The 16,406-nt window shown below is 66.7% G+C and carries 16 protein-coding genes; 5 read left to right on the forward strand and 11 right to left on the reverse strand.

Annotated elements, in window-relative coordinates; genetic code table 11:
* Nucleotides 1-174 precede the first annotated feature (174 nt).
* The 11 genes from ENJ37_09410 to ENJ37_09460 all read right to left on the reverse strand — a co-directional run bounded on the left by ENJ37_09410 (nucleotide 175) and on the right by ENJ37_09460 (nucleotide 10,298).
* Nucleotides 175-1,131 carry a hypothetical protein gene (locus ENJ37_09410; GenBank protein ID HHL40710.1) on the reverse strand — a complete coding sequence of 319 codons (957 nt, stop codon included), beginning with the start codon at nucleotides 1,129-1,131 and terminating at the stop codon, nucleotides 175-177.
* Nucleotides 1,132-1,134: 3 nt separating this feature from the next.
* Complete coding sequence (locus tag ENJ37_09415; protein ID HHL40711.1) at nucleotides 1,135-2,433, reverse strand: hypothetical protein; 1,299 nt, start codon at nucleotides 2,431-2,433, stop codon at nucleotides 1,135-1,137.
* Nucleotides 2,434-2,471: 38 nt separating this feature from the next.
* Entirely contained in the window at nucleotides 2,472-2,909 is a 438-nt protein-coding gene (locus ENJ37_09420) for a beta-hydroxyacyl-ACP dehydratase (protein ID HHL40712.1), read from the reverse strand.
* An 89-nt stretch (nucleotides 2,910-2,998) separates the two neighbouring features.
* Complete coding sequence (gene acpS / locus ENJ37_09425; protein ID HHL40713.1) at nucleotides 2,999-3,382, reverse strand: holo-[acyl-carrier-protein] synthase; 384 nt, start codon at nucleotides 3,380-3,382, stop codon at nucleotides 2,999-3,001.
* The gene (locus ENJ37_09430) at nucleotides 3,382-4,134 is read right to left on the reverse strand and encodes a 3-oxoacyl-ACP reductase FabG (protein HHL40714.1); all 753 of its coding nucleotides are present in this window, start codon (nucleotides 4,132-4,134) and stop codon (nucleotides 3,382-3,384) included. Before ENJ37_09430 ends, acpS begins: the two co-directional genes overlap by 1 nt.
* Before the next feature lie 12 nt (nucleotides 4,135-4,146).
* Nucleotides 4,147-5,460 (reverse strand): beta-ketoacyl-[acyl-carrier-protein] synthase family protein, encoded by a 1,314-nt coding sequence (locus ENJ37_09435; protein HHL40715.1) that lies wholly within the window; start codon nucleotides 5,458-5,460, stop codon nucleotides 4,147-4,149.
* Nucleotides 5,460-5,945, reverse strand: coding sequence for a hypothetical protein (locus ENJ37_09440; GenBank protein ID HHL40716.1), 486 nt, complete (start codon nucleotides 5,943-5,945; stop codon nucleotides 5,460-5,462). Before ENJ37_09440 ends, ENJ37_09435 begins: the two co-directional genes overlap by 1 nt.
* 77 nt (nucleotides 5,946-6,022) lie before the next feature.
* Entirely contained in the window at nucleotides 6,023-7,294 is a 1,272-nt protein-coding gene (locus ENJ37_09445; GenBank protein ID HHL40717.1) for a hypothetical protein, read from the reverse strand.
* A gap of 7 nt (nucleotides 7,295-7,301) precedes the next feature.
* Nucleotides 7,302-8,600, reverse strand: a complete 1,299-nt coding sequence (locus ENJ37_09450) for a beta-ketoacyl-[acyl-carrier-protein] synthase family protein (GenBank protein ID HHL40718.1) — start codon at nucleotides 8,598-8,600, stop codon at nucleotides 7,302-7,304.
* A gap of 204 nt (nucleotides 8,601-8,804) precedes the next feature.
* A complete protein-coding gene (locus ENJ37_09455; protein ID HHL40719.1) occupies nucleotides 8,805-9,365 on the reverse strand; it encodes a hypothetical protein in 561 nt (186 codons plus the stop codon).
* Nucleotides 9,366-9,506: 141 nt separating this feature from the next.
* A complete protein-coding gene (locus ENJ37_09460; GenBank protein HHL40720.1) occupies nucleotides 9,507-10,298 on the reverse strand; it encodes an SDR family oxidoreductase in 792 nt (263 codons plus the stop codon).
* A gap of 232 nt (nucleotides 10,299-10,530) precedes the next feature.
* Between ENJ37_09460 and ENJ37_09465 the strand changes: the two genes are divergently transcribed.
* The 5 genes from ENJ37_09465 to ENJ37_09485 all read left to right on the forward strand — a co-directional run.
* The gene (locus tag ENJ37_09465; protein ID HHL40721.1) at nucleotides 10,531-10,770 is read left to right on the forward strand and encodes an XRE family transcriptional regulator; all 240 of its coding nucleotides are present in this window, start codon (nucleotides 10,531-10,533) and stop codon (nucleotides 10,768-10,770) included.
* A gap of 273 nt (nucleotides 10,771-11,043) precedes the next feature.
* Nucleotides 11,044-13,371, forward strand: coding sequence for a glycosyltransferase (locus tag ENJ37_09470; GenBank protein ID HHL40722.1), 2,328 nt, complete (start codon nucleotides 11,044-11,046; stop codon nucleotides 13,369-13,371).
* Nucleotides 13,361-14,587, forward strand: coding sequence for a glycosyltransferase (locus ENJ37_09475; protein HHL40723.1), 1,227 nt, complete (start codon nucleotides 13,361-13,363; stop codon nucleotides 14,585-14,587). The genes ENJ37_09470 and ENJ37_09475 overlap by 11 nt, the downstream gene beginning before the upstream one ends.
* A gap of 251 nt (nucleotides 14,588-14,838) precedes the next feature.
* A complete protein-coding gene (locus ENJ37_09480; protein HHL40724.1) occupies nucleotides 14,839-15,804 on the forward strand; it encodes a glycosidase in 966 nt (321 codons plus the stop codon).
* Nucleotides 15,801-16,406 (forward strand): glycosyltransferase family 4 protein (locus ENJ37_09485; GenBank protein ID HHL40725.1); only part of this gene is annotated, 606 nt, incomplete at its 3' end. The genes ENJ37_09480 and ENJ37_09485, both read left to right, overlap by 4 nt.

Consider the following 16,406-nt stretch of genomic DNA (forward strand, 5'->3'; position numbering starts at 1 on the left):
GTAAAAAGGTTCCCTCAGACTCCCTCCAAAAACTTTTAACGCCCTGCGGTTCATCCCGATTTTGCAAGCAAAATCGGGATGAACCGCAGGGAATTAAAAGTCTTTGAAGGGGGTCTGGGGGAAACTTTCTACAGAAAGTTTCCCCAGGGTAATTAATCAGAGTTTCCTTAGGTGTTAGTCGTAACGCTTCCAGCGGTTGTGGACCCAGAAGTACTGCTCCGGGTGGAGCCTTATGATCTCCTCCATGGCGCGGGTCATCTCCGCCGTGAGCCGCTCGATCTCGGCCCTTTCGCTATCGGAGGGCCGCGGCCACAGGGGATCGGAGACGTAGCCCTTGAAGTACCGGCTCCCCGTCTCTTTGCGGCAGCAGGCCACCACCACTATGGGCCTTCGGTATGTGACGGCGAGGAGGGCGGGGAGAGGGGTGGTGGTTGCGGGTCTGCCGAAGAAGTCGACCACGATCCCCTTTTTCGTGCTCTGGTCGGGCAGAAGCCCTATGGACTTGCCCTGCGAGAGCGTGCGCTGGAGGACGAAGAGGGCGTTGCGCTTGGGGATTACGAGCTGTCCGCTCTCGGTGCGGCTGGAGAAGAGAAGGCGCTGGAGATAGGGGTTGTCGAGGGGGCGGCCCACGACGACGAGCGGTATGCCCATGACGCGGCTCACGAAGGGGAGGACCTCCCAGTTGCCGATGTGTGGTGTTACGAAGATGCATCCGCCGCTGCGGTCGTGTATCTCCCTGGCCTTGGCGAAGAGGGCGTCGAGGTCGGCCGAGCTCTCGCGCAGGGCGTTTACGGCCTCGCTGTCGGTGAGGAAGGACCGCAGCCTTATCATCTCCATGAGCGTAAGGACCATGGAGCGGAAGCTCTCGCGCACGAGCCCCCTCACCTCGGCCTCGTCCTTTTCCGGGAAGGCGCGGCGCAGGTTCTCGGCGGCCAGGGCGCGGCGGCGGCCCAGCGCCCCATGGAGGACGTCACCGAGGCCGCGGCCCACGGCCGCGGCCGCGCCGGGCGGCATGTGCTGGAAGATGAAGATCACGGCCCTGGCGGCGGCGTACTCGACAAGCTGAAGGGCCTTTGACTTCTTGCCGGCCCCGCCGCCCCGGCGCCCCCTCCTCTTCCTCGCCGATGCCAAGGCTCAAAGGACCTCCACGACCACGGCCGAGGACTGGCCGCCGAGGCCGTAGGTGAGCGAGAGGAAGCTGCGGCCCGCGCTCTTCACGTGCGAGCCCGAGATGCGGAGCTCCGAGAAGGGCCTGTCGGCGGCGCCGAAATTGAGGGTCGCCGGCACGAAACCTCTTCTGGCGGCTTCTATGGAGACGATCACCTCGGCCACGTCGCTCGCCGCCCCCATGTGTCCCGTGTAGGGCTTCAGCGCGCACAGGGGCACCGCCTCACCGTCGAGGGCCGAGGCGAGGGAGACGAGCTCCGAGCGGTCGCCCCTGCGCGTTGCGCTGCCGTGGCCGCAGACGAAGGCGAGGTCTCCGGGGCCGAGGCCCGCCCGCCCGAGCGCCGCCTCCACGACCCCAAGCCCCACCCGGTCGGGGACGCCGAGCGAATCCCCGCTCACGAACTCCGTGCGGTTGGCCCACCCCCGGAGCCTCGCCGCCACGGACGCGCCCCTCTTCTCGGCCCTCTCGGCCGACTCGAGGAAGACAGCCGCCCCGCCCTCGCCGGGGATGAAGCCGTCGCGGCGGCGGTCAAAGGGCCTGAAGCCTACGGGACCTTCGTCGCCGCGGCACAAAAGCCCCAGCCCGCCGAGCTCGAAGAGCGGCACCTCGGTTATCCAGTTGCCGCACCCGACGGCCATGGCCACGTCCGCCTCGCCGCGCGAGACGGCGGCCGCCGCAAGCTCCATGGCCTGTCCCCCGCAGGGCGAGAGGCTTGCAAGAGAGGTGTTGGGCCCCATGAACTCGAGATAGGCCGAAAGGAAGCTGAAGAGGTTGTTCGATATGGACTCGAGCAGGTAGAAGGGGTTCACCCCCGTGAGCGCCGCGTCGTTGAGCGCGGCGCTGTCGAGGGAATGGAGATCGAAGGACCCGGCGGTGGCCTCTTTCACGGCGGGATACATGAACTCGTAGCCCACGCTCGTCAGGTCGCCGGAGCCGACGTAGAGGGCCCTTCGCCACGGGTCCACGTCGGAGACGTCGCCTCCCGCGGCCCTGAAGGCCTCGACGGCGGCCGCGAAACCGAGGACCGAGCCCCTGTTGAGAAACTTCATCTGGCCCCGCAGCTTCAGCGGTATGTCGCCGGGCATGGAAACACCGTCCGCCGCCCCGAAGAGCTCGAAACCGGGCGGTCGGCCGCCGTGGACGGCGATGCCGCTCCTCATCCGCCGCACCCCCTCCATGTTCGCCTCCACCCCCGCACCGAGCGGCGAGACCATGCCCATGCCCGTTACGACGACTTCCCGTCCCTTCATCTTCTCCTCTTCCATCCGTCTTCAGCGTAACTCTCCGGTGCAAGGCTCCCGGCTCACCGGCGGAGCACGGCGTAGCGGCGCCTCATGAGAGCCGGGTCTTCGAGGTCCGCAAGCTCCACCACGTCGGCCGCGAAAGAGGCGCGCGCCTTGCGCCTGCCATCCACGAAGGCCGTCGCCCCGTACTCGCGGCGCCGCCCGTCGCCTCCCCGGACCTCCACCGAGAGCTCCACCCTGTCGCCGGGATAGGCGAAGCCGTAGAAGTTGGCCTGCCTCACCTCGCTCACCAGCGCCCACCGCGTGAAGTCGGACCCCGAGGCCTCGAGCCAGCCCGCGAGCTGGGCCATGGCCTCGATGAGCATCACGCCGGGCAGAATCGGGTTCTCCGGGAAGTGGAACTCGAGGAAGTCCTCGCTCATGGCCACGTTCTTAACGCCCTTTATGGACCTGCCGGCCTCGGCCTCGACTATGCGGTCCACCAGGAGATATCTCATCGTCTATGCCGTCCTCCTTACGGGAAACCGGGATTAACAGGCCTGGGGGAAAGTCTCTGAAGAAGGATCCCCTGTTTGCGCCGCCCCATTCACGACCCCGCCAGTATGACGGTGGCCACGGCGTAGTCCGCGCAGTGTGAGATGGAGACCGTCGCCTCGGCCGCGCCGAGCCTCTCCGCGAGCCTGCTCACCGAGCCCGAGAGCCTGAGCCGGGGCATGCCCGACGGCGCGCGCCTGACCTCGATCTCGAGCAGGGCCGCGTCGATGCCCGTGCGAAGCCCCCGGCCGAGGGCCTTCAGGAGCGCCTCCTTGGCGGCGAAGGTGCCGGCGAGGTGCGGATAGGGGTCCTTTTTCGCCATGCAGTAGCGGCGCTCGGATGCGGTGAAGATGGAGTCGGCGATGCCCGGGCTTGCCTCGACGAGACGGCGCAGCCTCGCCGTCTCCACTATGTCCACGCCCTGACGTATGCGCATCACGCCACACTCATGCCGCCGTCGACGGCCACGGCCTGTCCCGTAATGTAGTCGGCATGGCCGGAGGCGAGGAAGACGATGAGCCCCGCCACGTCGTCCGGTTCGCCGAAGCGGCCCGCCGGTATGGCCTCGACGAGCCGATCCCCTGCGCGCTTTCTCACCCGCGCGCTCATGTCGGTGACGATCATGCCGGGCAGCACGGCGTTTATCTGTATGTTCTTGGGCGCGAGCTCAACGGCCGCGGCCCTCGTGAAGGCCACGAGCCCGCCCTTGGCCGCCGCGTAGTTGGTCTGTCCGCGCCCTCCCCTCACCGCCGCCACGGACGATATGTTGATGATCTTGCCGCCGCCGCGGGGCATCATCATCTCCACGGCCCGCCGGGTGCAGAGGAACGGCCCCCGCAGGTTGGTCTCCGCCACGGCGTCCCACTCCCTGAGCCTCATGGCCGCAAGGAGGGTGTCCTTTATGACGCCGGCGTTGTTGACCAGTATGTCGAGCCCCGCGAAACGCTTCTCGACGAAGCCGAAGAGCGCCTCTATCTCGTCGGGCGAGGAGACGTCGGCCTTGAAGGTCTCTACGGTACAGCCCTCTTCAGAGAGACTGCGCCCGAGCTCCAGGGCCGCCTCCGACGACCTGCGGTAGTTGACGACCACCGCCGCCCCGGCCCGCGCAAGGGCGGCCGCCGCCGCACGCCCTATGCCCCGCGAGGCGCCCGTAACGAGCGCCACCTTGCCGCCGAGCTCTATCTTCATGATCCTAACACCTCAGGCTTTCGCATACTTCCTCACCACGACCGAGGCGTTCTGGCCGCCGAAGCCGAAGGAGTTGGAGAGGGCGGCCCCGACGGTCGTCTCCCGCGCGCCGTCGGCTGCGTAGTCGAGGTCGCATCTGGGGTCCGGTCTTTCGAGGTTTATGGTGGGATGCACCATGTCGCGCGCCACGGAGAGACAGGTGAAGACGAACTCCGGCCCTCCCGATGCGGCCAGCAGATGGCCCGTGATGGATTTCGTCGACGAGACGACGAGACGGCGCGCATGTTCGCCGAAGACCTCCTTTATGGCCGCTGTCTCGGCGGCGTCGTTGAGTCTGGTGCCCGTGCCGTGGGCGTTGATGTAGTCGATCTCTTGCGGTTCGAGGGCTGCGTCGGCCACGGCCCGCCTCATGGCAAGCGCCGCGCCCTCGCCGCGCGGGTGCGGCGCCGTCACCTGGTAGGCGTCCATGGTCGAGGCGTAACCGGCGGCCTCGGCGTATATCTTCGCTCCCCTGCTCCTTGCGTGCTCCTCGGCCTCGAGGACCGCCACGCCCGCCCCCTCGCCCATGACGAGCCCGCTTCTTCGGCGGTCGAAGGGCCGGCACAGGGAGGCCGGGTCGTCGGTCGATGTCGAGGCCGCGCCGAGAAGGACGAAGAAGACGAGCCCCACGGGATTTATCATGGAGTCGGCCCCGCCGGCGACGACCACATCGGCCTCGCCGCGCTCGATGGTCCGCATGGCGAGCCCTATGGCCTGGGTCGCCGCGGCGCAGGCCGAGGTGACCGTCGAGTTGACACCTCGAAGCGAGAAGGTCTCGGCGACGAGGGCCGCAGGCCTGTGGGTGTCGTTTCGCATCATCGACTCCCTGTGGAGGCGGTCGAGCTCCGAGGCGAAGCGGCGGCAGTCGAAGCGGCCGTCCCCGCTCCAGCGGGCGATGTCCTCGAGCCTGTTCACGGGAAGGCCCGATGCGAGGCTCACGCCGAAGCGGTCCCTCTCCGTCCCGCTCCCGCCGCGGAGCCCGGCGTCCTCGATCGCCCTGTCAGCGGCCCAGAGCGCAAAGAGCGTGCGCCGCTCGCCCTCGGAGGCGGCGGCCGCCGGAAAGGCCGCCTCTATGGCCTCGAGGTCCTCTCCGGCCACCGAGCCCACGGCCCGCACCGGAGACAGGCGCGCCCCCTCCAGCTCGAGCCCGCGCACGCCCGACTCGCCGGCCAGGGCCCTGCGCCAGCTGTCCTCCACGTCGAGACCCAGGGCCGTGACCATGCCGAGCCCCGTGACGACGACCCTGCGCCCCCCGCGCACGCCGCCCCCCCCGGCCCCCCCGGCCATCACGGCCCGCCTCCGGCGCGGCGCAGGGAGAGGGGCCTTAGCGTATCGGCGTCGAGGCCGCTGTAGTAGGTGAAGAGCCTTCGGAGCCCGGCCGGGTCCACGTCGTGGAAGTGGCTGAAGATGATCCGCTCCATGGAGGCCACCTCCTCGCCGTCGACCGTGACCTTGACCCGTCCGAGCGAATCGGTCTTAGACGTCGAGACGAGCTCCCCCTCCATCTCGGCCGTGAAGCCAGGCCGCAGCCCGGCCGGGAGCTTTACGCCGCCCACGAGAGACATGATCGCCGAGAGCCGGAAGTCGTGGGTGCATACGACGAGCCAGCCGATGAGCTGGGCCATGGCCTCGACGAATATCGCGCCGGGCACAACGGCGCGGCGGCCGAAGTGGCCGCGCAGAAACTCCTCGGAGAGGGTGAAGGTCTTTATCCCCTTTATGACCCTGCCCTTCTCTATGAGATCGACCCTGTCGTAGTAGAGAAACCTCATGGGGCCTCACGGGCTGCGCAGCGCGCGGCGCGTCTTCTCCCGGCGCGCCGGGTCTTCATTCCCCGATCCTCCATCGCTCACCGAAGTCTTCTCACCACGAGGCTTGCGCACTGACCCAGGCGGCTCCTCGCGTTTATCAGCACCGTGCGCACGTCCCTCTCAACGGCCCGGCCCGCTGCGAGCCTGAACTCCGCCGTCCCGTCGAGCTCTTCCGTGTGGAGTGTAGGCGGCACCACGCCCTCTTCCATCATCTTGAGGGCGAGGACCGCGTCTATGGCCGGCGCCGCGGCCCCCGTATCCCCCAGCGCGCCCTTGGACGCGTAGACGAGGGGCCCGGGGTCGCACCGGCCGAAGAGCCCGTTCAGGGCGGCGATCTCCCCGGCGTCGCCCTCTTTCGTGCCGTCCGCGCAGGCCATGATTAGGTCGACGTCCTCCGGTTCAACGGCGGCCGTGCGCAGGGCGGCCTCCATGGCCGAAGATACGGCGCCGCGCGAAGGGAAGGCGCCTCCCGGCGCGAGGCCGAAGGCCGCGCCGAAGCCCGCAACGGCCGCGTGGAAGTGCGCGCCGCGCCGCGAGGCCGGCCCGGCCCGCTCCATTACCGCCACGGCGCACCCCTCGCCCGGGACCGTGCCGCTGCGGTCCGCTCCGAAAGGACGGCACCGGGCCGACTCGCCGCCTGCGGCGAGAACTCCGGCAAGCGCCGCCCTCGCCATGGCCGGGGGCGAGACCTTCTCGCTCACGCCAGCGGCGAGCGCAACGCCGGCGCGCGAACGCCCCACGGTGCACGACGCCTCCCACAGCGCCAGCGCCCCGGCGTCGCCGTGGGGCGAGTAGACCGTGTTCTCCCCCTTAATCCCCAGGTCTATGGCGGCCTGGCAAAAGCCCACGTTGTTGAGCATGCCCAGCGGCCAGAGCGGATATATCTCGCGGTAGGCGCCGCCGTAGAAGAGGTCGTAGTCGAGCCTGCCGTCCGAGAGCGAGGCGCTCACCGCGCCCATGAGGTCTTCGATATCGTAGTCCACGGCGGCCATGCCGGCGAAGAACGCCCTCTCCTCGGCGGCGTAGCCGGAGGAGTCCATACCCGCCGCGGCGGCCGCCTCCCTCGCCGCCTTGATGAGCATGAAGACGTGGAGGTCCATTATGCGGCCGTCCCTCGGTCTTATTCCGAGAGTTGCGGCCGTGAGCCCCTCCACCTGGGCGGCCGCTGAACAAGGAAAGCCCGAGGCGTCGAAACCCCTTACGGCGGAGACGGCCGAGCGCCCTTCGATCAATGCCTTCCACGTGGAGTCCGCGTCGCCGAGGGGGCACACAAGGCCCGCGCCCGTTATCACGACTTCCCCGCCCGTCACGGCGCCTTCAGCCCCCGAACCTTCCCAGACACAGGCAGGCGTTCTGGCCGCCGAAGCCGAAGGAGTTGGAGAGCGACACCGAGTGCTCGAGCCTGCGCGCCAGGTTGGGCACGTAGTCGAGGTCGCACTTCTTGTCGGGAAACTCGTAGTTGATGGTGGGCAGCACCACGGACCTCTCCATGCCCATGAGCGTGAGTACGGCCTCTATGGCCCCGGCGGCCGCTATGGTGTGGCCGAGCATGGACTTGTTCGAGCTTACGGGAACCTCGTAAGCCCGCTCGCCGAGCAGCTCCTTCACGGCCCTCGTCTCCGTCAGGTCGTTCTGCGTCGTGGAGGTGCCGTGGGCGTTTATGTACTCCACGGCCGCCGGGGAAAGTCCCGCGTCCTGGAGAGCGCCCTTCATGGCGAGCACGGCGCCGAGCCCCCGGGGATGGGTGTCGGTTATGCGGTAGGCGTCGGCCGAGGAGCCGTATCCGAGCACCTCCCCCCGTATGTCGGCCCCCCGCGCCCTCGCGTGATCGAGCCCCTCGAGGACCAGGGCCCCGGCGCCCTCGCTCATGACAAAGCCGCTTCGCTTGCGGTCGAAGGGCCGCGACGCCCCCTGCGGCTCGGTGTAGCGCTCGGCCAGGGCCTTTATGAGCACAAACCCCATGAAGCCGGCGAAGTCGAGCGTCGCTTCGGCGCCTCCGGCAAGGGCCACGTCGCAGACGCCGTCGCGTATCATGCGCGCCGCCTCGCCCACGGCCTGGGCCCCGGCCGCGCAGGCGCTCACAACGGCGAGGTTCGGCCCCCGGCACTCGAAGAGGCGGGCGAGGAGGCAGGAAGCCACGTCGGGCTTTCGCCTGTAAAAGTTCAGGAACGAGTACCCGCCGGCGGCGGCGAGCCCGTCGAGGTCCCACGTGCCGTCGTCGCGCCTGAAACGGTGGAGAAAGACCATGTCCCCCACCCGCGGGTTGTCGCCGTGGGTGCCAAGGGCCACGGCTATGCGGCTCCTGTCGGCGACCTCGCCGAGCCTTGCCTGGTCCGCCGCCTCGCGCGCCGCCGCCGCCATGAGCCTCACGCCCCTCGATGCGCACTTGTCGAGCCTGGAAAGGAAACCCTCACCCTCGATCCAGCGGTCGTCCACCTCGCCGCCTATGCGGCAGGGCAGCCCCCTGGTGTCGAACCCTTTTATCCAGTCGATGCCCGAACGACCCTGCGCCGCACGCTCGAAAGTCTCCTCGGCACTCCCGCCAAGAGGCGTGACCATGCCGTAACCGGTGACGACAACCCTGCGCCGCGAAGACTCCGCCTTCCAAGATGACACCACACTCCCCCGTCCCGGAATCCGGTTAATCACCCTGGGGGAAACTTTCTGTAGAAAGTTTCCCCCAGACCCCCTTCAAAGACTTTTAATACGACTTGGTTTCCCCCTGTTTTGCCTGGCAAAACAGGGGGAAACCAAGTCGCGTTAAAAGTTTTTGGAGGGAGTCTGAGGGAACCTTTTTACAAAAAGGTTCCCTCAGGTAATTCAGAATATCTTTTCACGCTCCTGGGTTTTTTCGAGCCATTCTTTTATGAGTTCGTCGCCGTTTTTGTAGGGTGCCGGTGCGCCGCAGGCCCCGCACTTCACCTTTGTGCCCTCTGTTTCCCACTGCGATGCGCCGCAGCCGCACTTATCGGGCAGGCTGTCGAGGATGTCCATGACGCCGGCGGCCATGCTGCGCACCGTTATCATGGCCGGCACCTCGTCCATGTCGGAGCCCGCTTCGAGTTCGCCGAGGTTTTCCTCGCCGAAGCGGATGGCCAGGAGTCTGACGGCCTTGTCGGTGAGCTCGTTGTCCTCGTTGACGGCGCTGCCCTCGCCGAAGAGTTCCTCTATGTGCTCGATGATGAAGTGGCGGGCCATCTTGATGCCGAAGGCCTGTTCGAGCCGGTAGTTGATGTCGAGGAAATCGAGCGATTCGGCGCCGAGGTCGTTTATGAGCGAGCTGTCGGCGTCCACGTCCTTGACGTCGATATTGAGCGTCTCGGCCACGGCCTTCTTCACCTCTTCTATGACCGTCTCTTCCGGTATGAGCTGCTGTGACATCTCTCCTCCTTGATTTTTAAGGAAACTTCGATTTATTCCACCGGGGAAAGACGCGGGTCTTCGACCCTTCCGCGGAAACTTTCCCCGGGGCGGTCAACCTGAAGCTGCCATAATAGAGTCGGGGGCGTCTTTTGCGGCCCTTCAGCGCCCGCCTATCCTGCCGAAGAGGCTGTTGCCGAGTCCCCGGTCCACCACTATTGTCTGGCCGCGCAGGCCCCGGCTCCCGGGAGAGCAGAGAAAGCTCACCACGTCGGCTATCTCCTCGGGCTCGACGAACATCTCCTCTGGGACGGCGTCGAGGCCTTCCCACAGGCGTCTTAGCACCTTGTAGGAGTCGGTCCTGACCAGTCCGCCGCAGACGGCGTTGAAGCCCACGCCGCGGGAGGCGAACTCTTCGGCGCAGTCGCGCACCACCGACTCCATGGCCGCCTTCATGGAGCCCAGGGGATAGGAGGGGTTGTAGAAGCGGCTTCCGAGGCTCGAGACGAAGACGACCCTGCCGCCCGAGGCCTCGAGCATGGGAAGGGCCTGCTGTATGCAGAAGATGTTGCCCAGGTAGTTGGTCTCGACAAGCTGCCTGAGCTCGCGCTCGAAGAGCCTGTGGAAGGGCTTGAAGGGCGCGCGGGCCGCGTTGAGCACCAGGAAGTCGAGCCTGCCGGCGCCCTCGGCCACGGCTGCCATCATGGCCCTGACGTCGTCTTTCTTCGAGATGTCGGCCCTCACGAGGCTGACGCTGCGTCCCAGCGACTCGAGCTCGGCCTTGAGCTCCAGGGCGCCCTTCTCCGAGGCGCCGCCCTCTTTGCGGTAGTTGAGCACGAGGTCGGCCCCGTCGCGGGCGAGCCTGCGCGCCACGGCGGCGCCGATGCCCCGCGAAGCGCCCGTAACAAGCGCCGTCTTTCCCCTGAATACCGCCGCCAAGAGCCCTGCCTCCATCGGACAATGTGATAAATTATGGAATTTTACATGAAGAGGCGCCCAAGGTCAACAGGAAAGCACGCCCCGCCGGGACCGCCTTGACGGAGCCTTCCCCGGCGAAACGACGAGGAGGCGCCGAAACGCCTCTTGACTTCTCATAACAGGTGTCGTATCATATGTTACAGTCATCTCCAACCCTGTCCCTCCCGTCCGGGCGGGGACAGGCCAATCGAGTGGGGGGGGATCGCCCTTGTGGATAAAACGCTATGACTTCGTAATACTCATCAAGGAGATCCGCCTTCAGCTCGACCTGAGCCAGGAAGACCTGGCAAGAGAGATCGGCGTGAGCTACGCCACCGTCAACCGGTGGGAGAACGGACGCTTCCTGCCGTCCAAGATGGCGCTGCGGCAGGTGGAGGCCTACTGCGACCGCATGATCGAGCTCGGCAGACTCCTCCTGCCCGACGAGACGGTAAAGGAAGCCCTCTGACGAGAGTATGTCCGGCCCCCGCCACGGCGGCCGGACATCCGCCTCCACGCCGTTATCGACCGCCGCCGGGCCGGGATGCCCCGGACCGTCCCGAGGGGCGGCGTCTCCTCACGGCATTGCGCCCGACGGCGCCCGGTCTCCATATGGCAGCCGGCCGGGTGCGGCCCTCGCGGAGACGCTCGAAACCCGAGTTGGCCGTAGTAGCAGGCTCAAGCCGCCGCCGGCGGTCCAAGCCGCGCACGCCCGTGGACACGGCCGCCAAGGAGAGGTGAGATGCTTCAGACAAGGACACTCCACTCCCACAGGCGAAAGATCGCCCTCATAGGAAACCACCTGCCGCGCCAGTGCGGCATCGCCACATTCACGACCGACCTGCTCGCGGCCCTCGCCGAGGAATCGCCGACCGAAGAGTGCTGGGCCGTGGTGATGAACGACGTGCCCCAGGGCTACCGCTACCCCGACCAGGTGCGCTTCGAGATAAACCAGCGGGCCATAGCCGACTACCGCCTGGGCGCCGACTTCCTCAACATGAACCGCGTCGACGTCGTCTGCCTCCAGCACGAGTTCGGCATATTCGGCGGCGAGAACGGCGCTCACGTGCTCGACCTCGTCAGCAACCTGCGCATGCCGCTGGTAACCACGCTCCACACCGTGCTCCAGTCGCCATCGCAGGGACAGCTCGCAACGACAAGGCGCATAGCCCAGCTCTCGGACCGCCTCGTCGTCATGAGCCGCCGGGCCCGCCACATCCTCGAGGAGGTCTACGGCGTGCCTTCCGGCAAGATCGCCCTCATCCACCACGGCATCCCGGACGTCCCCTTCGTGGACCCCAACTACTACAAGGACCAGTATGGCGTGGAGGGGAGAAAGGTGATCCTCACCTTCGGACTCCTCTCGCCGGGCAAGGGCATCGAGACGATGATCGACGCCCTTCCCTCGGTGATAAAGAGACACCCCGATGCGGTCTACATCGTGCTCGGCGCCACCCATCCCCAGGTAAAGAAGAACCACGGCGAGGCATACCGCCTCTCGCTCCAGCGCCGGGCCCGCGACCTCGGCGTGGGAGAGCACGTCATCTTCCACAACCGCTTCGTCGACATCAAGGAGCTGTGCGAGTTCCTCGGCGCCGCCGACATCTACGTCACGCCCTACCTCAACCGCGAGCAGATAGTCTCGGGCACCCTGGCCTACGCCCTCGGAAGCGGCAAGGCCACCGTCTCCACCCCCTACTGGTACGCCGAGGAGATGCTCGCCGACGGCCGCGGCCGCCTCTTTCCCTTCCAGGACGCCGAGGCGCTGGCCGAGACGGTGAACGATCTCCTCACCCACGAGGTCGAGCGCCACGCCATGCGCAAGCGGGCCTACACCTACTGCCGCAAGATGGTCTGGAAGGAGGTGGCCCGCGAGTACCTCCAGCTCTTCAGCGAAGTGAAGCGGGAGAGGGAGCGCACCCCCAGACCGGTGGCGCGCCCCAAGACCGTGATAGGGTCGGCCCCTGGCGAGCCGCCCCAGCCCAAGCTCGACCACATAAGGCGGCTCACCGACGACGTGGGCATCATCCAGCACGCCAAGTACACCGTGCCCAACCGCTACCACGGCTACTGCACCGACGACAACGCCAGGGCGCTCATAGCCGTGCTCATGGCCCAGGACATGATCGCCGACGGCGAGGCGGCGACGGACCTCGCCTGCACCTACATGAGCTTCCTCCACCACGCCTTCAACGAGAAGAACGGCCGCTTCCGCAACTTCATGGGCTACGACCGCCGCTGGCTCGAGGAGGTGGGCTCCGAGGACAGCCACGGCCGGGCCGTGTGGGGACTGGGCGAGGCCGTGGCCATGGCCGAGTCAGCGGACCTCCGGGCCGCCGCCCAGGACGTCTTCGAAAAGGCCCTGCCCGCGCTCACGACCTTCGAATCGCCAAGGGCCTGGGCCTTCGCCCTCATAGGCATACACGCCTACCTGCGCCGCTTCGCCGGCGACAGCGAGGTGCGCCGCATAAGGGGGAAGCTGGCCGAACGGCTCCTCCAGAAATACCGCAGAAACGCCGACGACCGGTGGGTCTGGATCGAGGATACCCTTACCTACGCAAACGGCAAGATATCGCAGGCCCTCATCATGTCGGGCCGCAGCCAGCGAAACGAGGAGATGCTCCGGGCCGGGCTCCGCACCCTCGCCTGGCTCATGGATGTCCAGACCGACGCCAAGGGCCACTTCGTGCCGGTGGGCAACAACGGCTGGTACCGCCGCGGAGGACTCAAGGCGCGCTTCGATCAGCAGCCCATAGAGGCCCTCGACATGATCGAGGCCTGCCGCGAGGCATACGAGGCAACGGGCGAAGACGTCTGGCTCAACCACGCCCAGCGCTGCCTCGACTGGTTCCTCGGCAGAAACGACCTCAACGCCCCGCTCTACGACCACAGAAGCGGCGGCTGCTGCGACGGCCTCCAGGCAGACGGTCCAAACCGCAACCAGGGGGCCGAGTCCACGCTCGTCTGCTTCCTTTCACTGCTCAACCTCAACATGCTGCGCAGCCGCATCTCCATCGAGAGCGGGAGCGAGGCGCCGGAACGCGAGGGGGTGGCGGCCCATGGCGGCTGAACCCATCGTCATGGTGAGCTCCTACCCGCCGCGCCTGTGCGGCATAGCCACCTTCTGCGAGGAGGCCAGGGAGTTCATCCAGAAGGCCAACCCCGGTCGCCCTGTGCTCGTCATAAGCCACACCGACGGAGAGGGCGAAGGCGTCATCCCCATCATCGACACGAGCCGTCACGACTGGTGGAGGCCCGTGGCGAGGGAGATCGAGAGGCTCTCCCCCTACGCCGTCCACATCGAGCACGAATACGGCCTCTACGAGTACTACGACCCCCGCCACATGGGCGACGGCAACGCGGGCTTCCTAAACCTCCTCGAGGCCATAGGCGATTTCCCAATCGTCGTCGAGCCCCACACGATCCACGGAAGACTGCGCGACCCCGAGGCCGACTTCATCTACAGGATGTGCCAGCGGAGCCACGTGGTCCTCTTCAAGTGCAGCTACCAGAAATGGCGGCTCGACTGGACCTTCAAGGGAAGGGGCTGGCCCACGCCGCTGAACATAATGGTCGTGCCCCACGGCGCGCGCTGCGACAAGCGCTGGGGAGTGCACGAGACAGCCGCCATTCGCAAGGAATTCGGACTCGACAAGATCGGGCTCGCCGACCACGTGGTCGGCATGATCGGCTGGATCCAGTCCAACAAGCGCTGGGACATACTCCTGTCCATGTGGGAGGAGATACACAACGAGATCAAGGAGCGGTCGGGCAAGGAGTGGGACCTGCTCGCCGCGGGGGCCATGCGCGACCCCAACCACAGGCGCGACTACGAGGTGTGGAAGTCGGAGGTCCAGATACTGGCCTGCAAGGGGCTCGCCCACTACCACGAGTTCATCCCCCGCGGCGACGCCTACTACAAGATGATGGCCATATGCGACTTCATCGTCCTGCCCTCGACCGACGAGACCCAGTCGGGCACGCTGGCCCGCATAATCGCCCTCAACAAGCCCTACATCACCACGGCGCCGCTCGAAGGGCTCACGGCACAGACCCTCGAGAGCGAGGGGGGACTGCTCTTCACCACAAAAGAGATGCTGCGCCGCAAGGTCGTAAAACTGGCCCTCGACGAGGAACTGCGCATGGAGCTCGGAAACAACCTCAGGCGCTACCTCGAGGAAGTCGTCTGCTGGGAAGTGGTGGCCCGGCAGTACAACGAGGCCTACGAACTGGCAAGGACGGCGGTGCGCACGGGCAAACCCGTTACACTCGAACCCGAGTTCTGAACGCTCTTCGAGCCTGGGGGAAACTTTCTGAAGAAAGTTTCCCCCAGACCCCCTTCAAAGACTTTCAATACGAGTTGGTTTCCCCTGTTTTGCCAAGCAAAACAGGGGAAACCAACTCGCATTAAAAGTTTTTGGAGGGAGTCTGAGGGAACCTTTTTTCAAAAAGGTTCCCTCAGAGCAATCAGGGTTTCCACGACGGAAAGACTCAGGGGGGAGGGAGGTTCGGCTTACCGAGCGAGGAGGCGGAGACGATGCGAGCCGAAGAGCTTTTCGAGCGTCACGGCGCCAATCCCATAATCCAGCCCGGCGACATACCTTACCGGGCCAACTCGGTCTTCAACGCCGGCGCAGCCAAGGTGGGAGACGACGTGCTCCTGCTCATGCGTGTCGAGGACCGTCGCGGCATATCGCATCTCACGGCGGCGCGCAGCCGCGACGGCGTGAGCGAGTGGCGCATCGACCCGTTCCCCACCCTCGCGCCCGATCCCCACGCTCATCCCGAGGAGATATGGGGCATCGAGGACCCGCGGATAACCCGTGTCGACGAGCTCGACCTCTGGGTCATCCTCTACACGGCATACTCGAAGGGCGGCCCCCTCGTCTCGCTCGCCACGACCGGGGACTTCAGGACCTTCGAGCGCAAGGGGGCGGTCATGGCCCCCGAGGACAAGGACGCGGCGCTCTTCCCCGTTCGCTTCAAGGGCCGCTGGGCCATGATCCACAGGCCCGTCCCGGCCATGGCCGGCATGGGCGCCCACATCTGGATATCCTTCAGCCCGGACATGAGGCACTGGGGGGACCACCAGATACTCATCCCGGCGCGAAAGGGCGCGTGGTGGGACGCCAACAAGGTGGGGCTCTCGCCGCCGCCGCTTCGGACCTCCAGGGGGTGGCTCATACTCTACCACGGCGTGAGGGCCACGGCCGGAGGCTGCCTCTACCGCCTCGGCCTCGCCCTGCTCGACCTCGAGGACCCGACGCGGGTGCTGGCGCGCTCGGACGAGTGGGTCTTCGCTCCTGAGGAGGACTACGAGCTCACGGGCGACGTGGACAAGGTCGTCTTCCCCTGCGGCTGGGTGGCGGAGGGGGACGACGTGCTCCTCTACTACGGCGGGGCCGACCGGTGCATAGCCCTGGCCAGGGCGAGCCTTTCGCGGATGCTCGACTGGCTCGAAGAAAGGGGCCGCAGGCGGACGGGCGGCGGAGGCGGCCGGTGAGGATCGCCATGCTCTCGCCCATAGCCTGGCGCACGCCGCCGCGCCACTACGGTCCCTGGGAGAGCGTGGTTTCGCTGCTCACCGAGGGGCTGGTCGAGCGCGGCCTCGACGTAACACTCTTCGCCACCGGCGACTCCCAGACCAGGGCCCGCCTCGTGAGCGTCTGTCCCCGGGGCTACGAGGAGGACCCGGAGATCGAGCCCAAGGTCTGGGAGTGCCTACACATAAGCGGGCTCTTCGAGCAGGCCGACGACTTCGACATCATACACAACCACTTCGACTTCCTCCCCCTCACATACACGGCCATGACGACGACACCGGTGGTGACCACCATCCACGGCTTCTCGTCGCCCAGGATACTGCCGGTCTACGAGAAGTACGACGGCCGGGTCCACTACGTGGCCATAAGCGAGGCCGACAGGAGCCCCAGGCTCCGCTACGCCGCCACCATACACCACGGCATAGATCTTCGCCGCTTCACCTTCAGGCCCGATCCCGGCGACTACCTCCTCTTCTTCGGCCGCATCCACCCGGAGAAGGGCGCCAGGGAGGCCATAGAGGCGGCGCGGCGCGCGTCGATGAAGCTCGTCATGGCGGGGGAC

The sequence above is a fragment of the Deltaproteobacteria bacterium genome, assembly GCA_011375175.1.
GTDB lineage: Bacteria > Desulfobacterota > GWC2-55-46 > GWC2-55-46 > DRME01 > DRME01.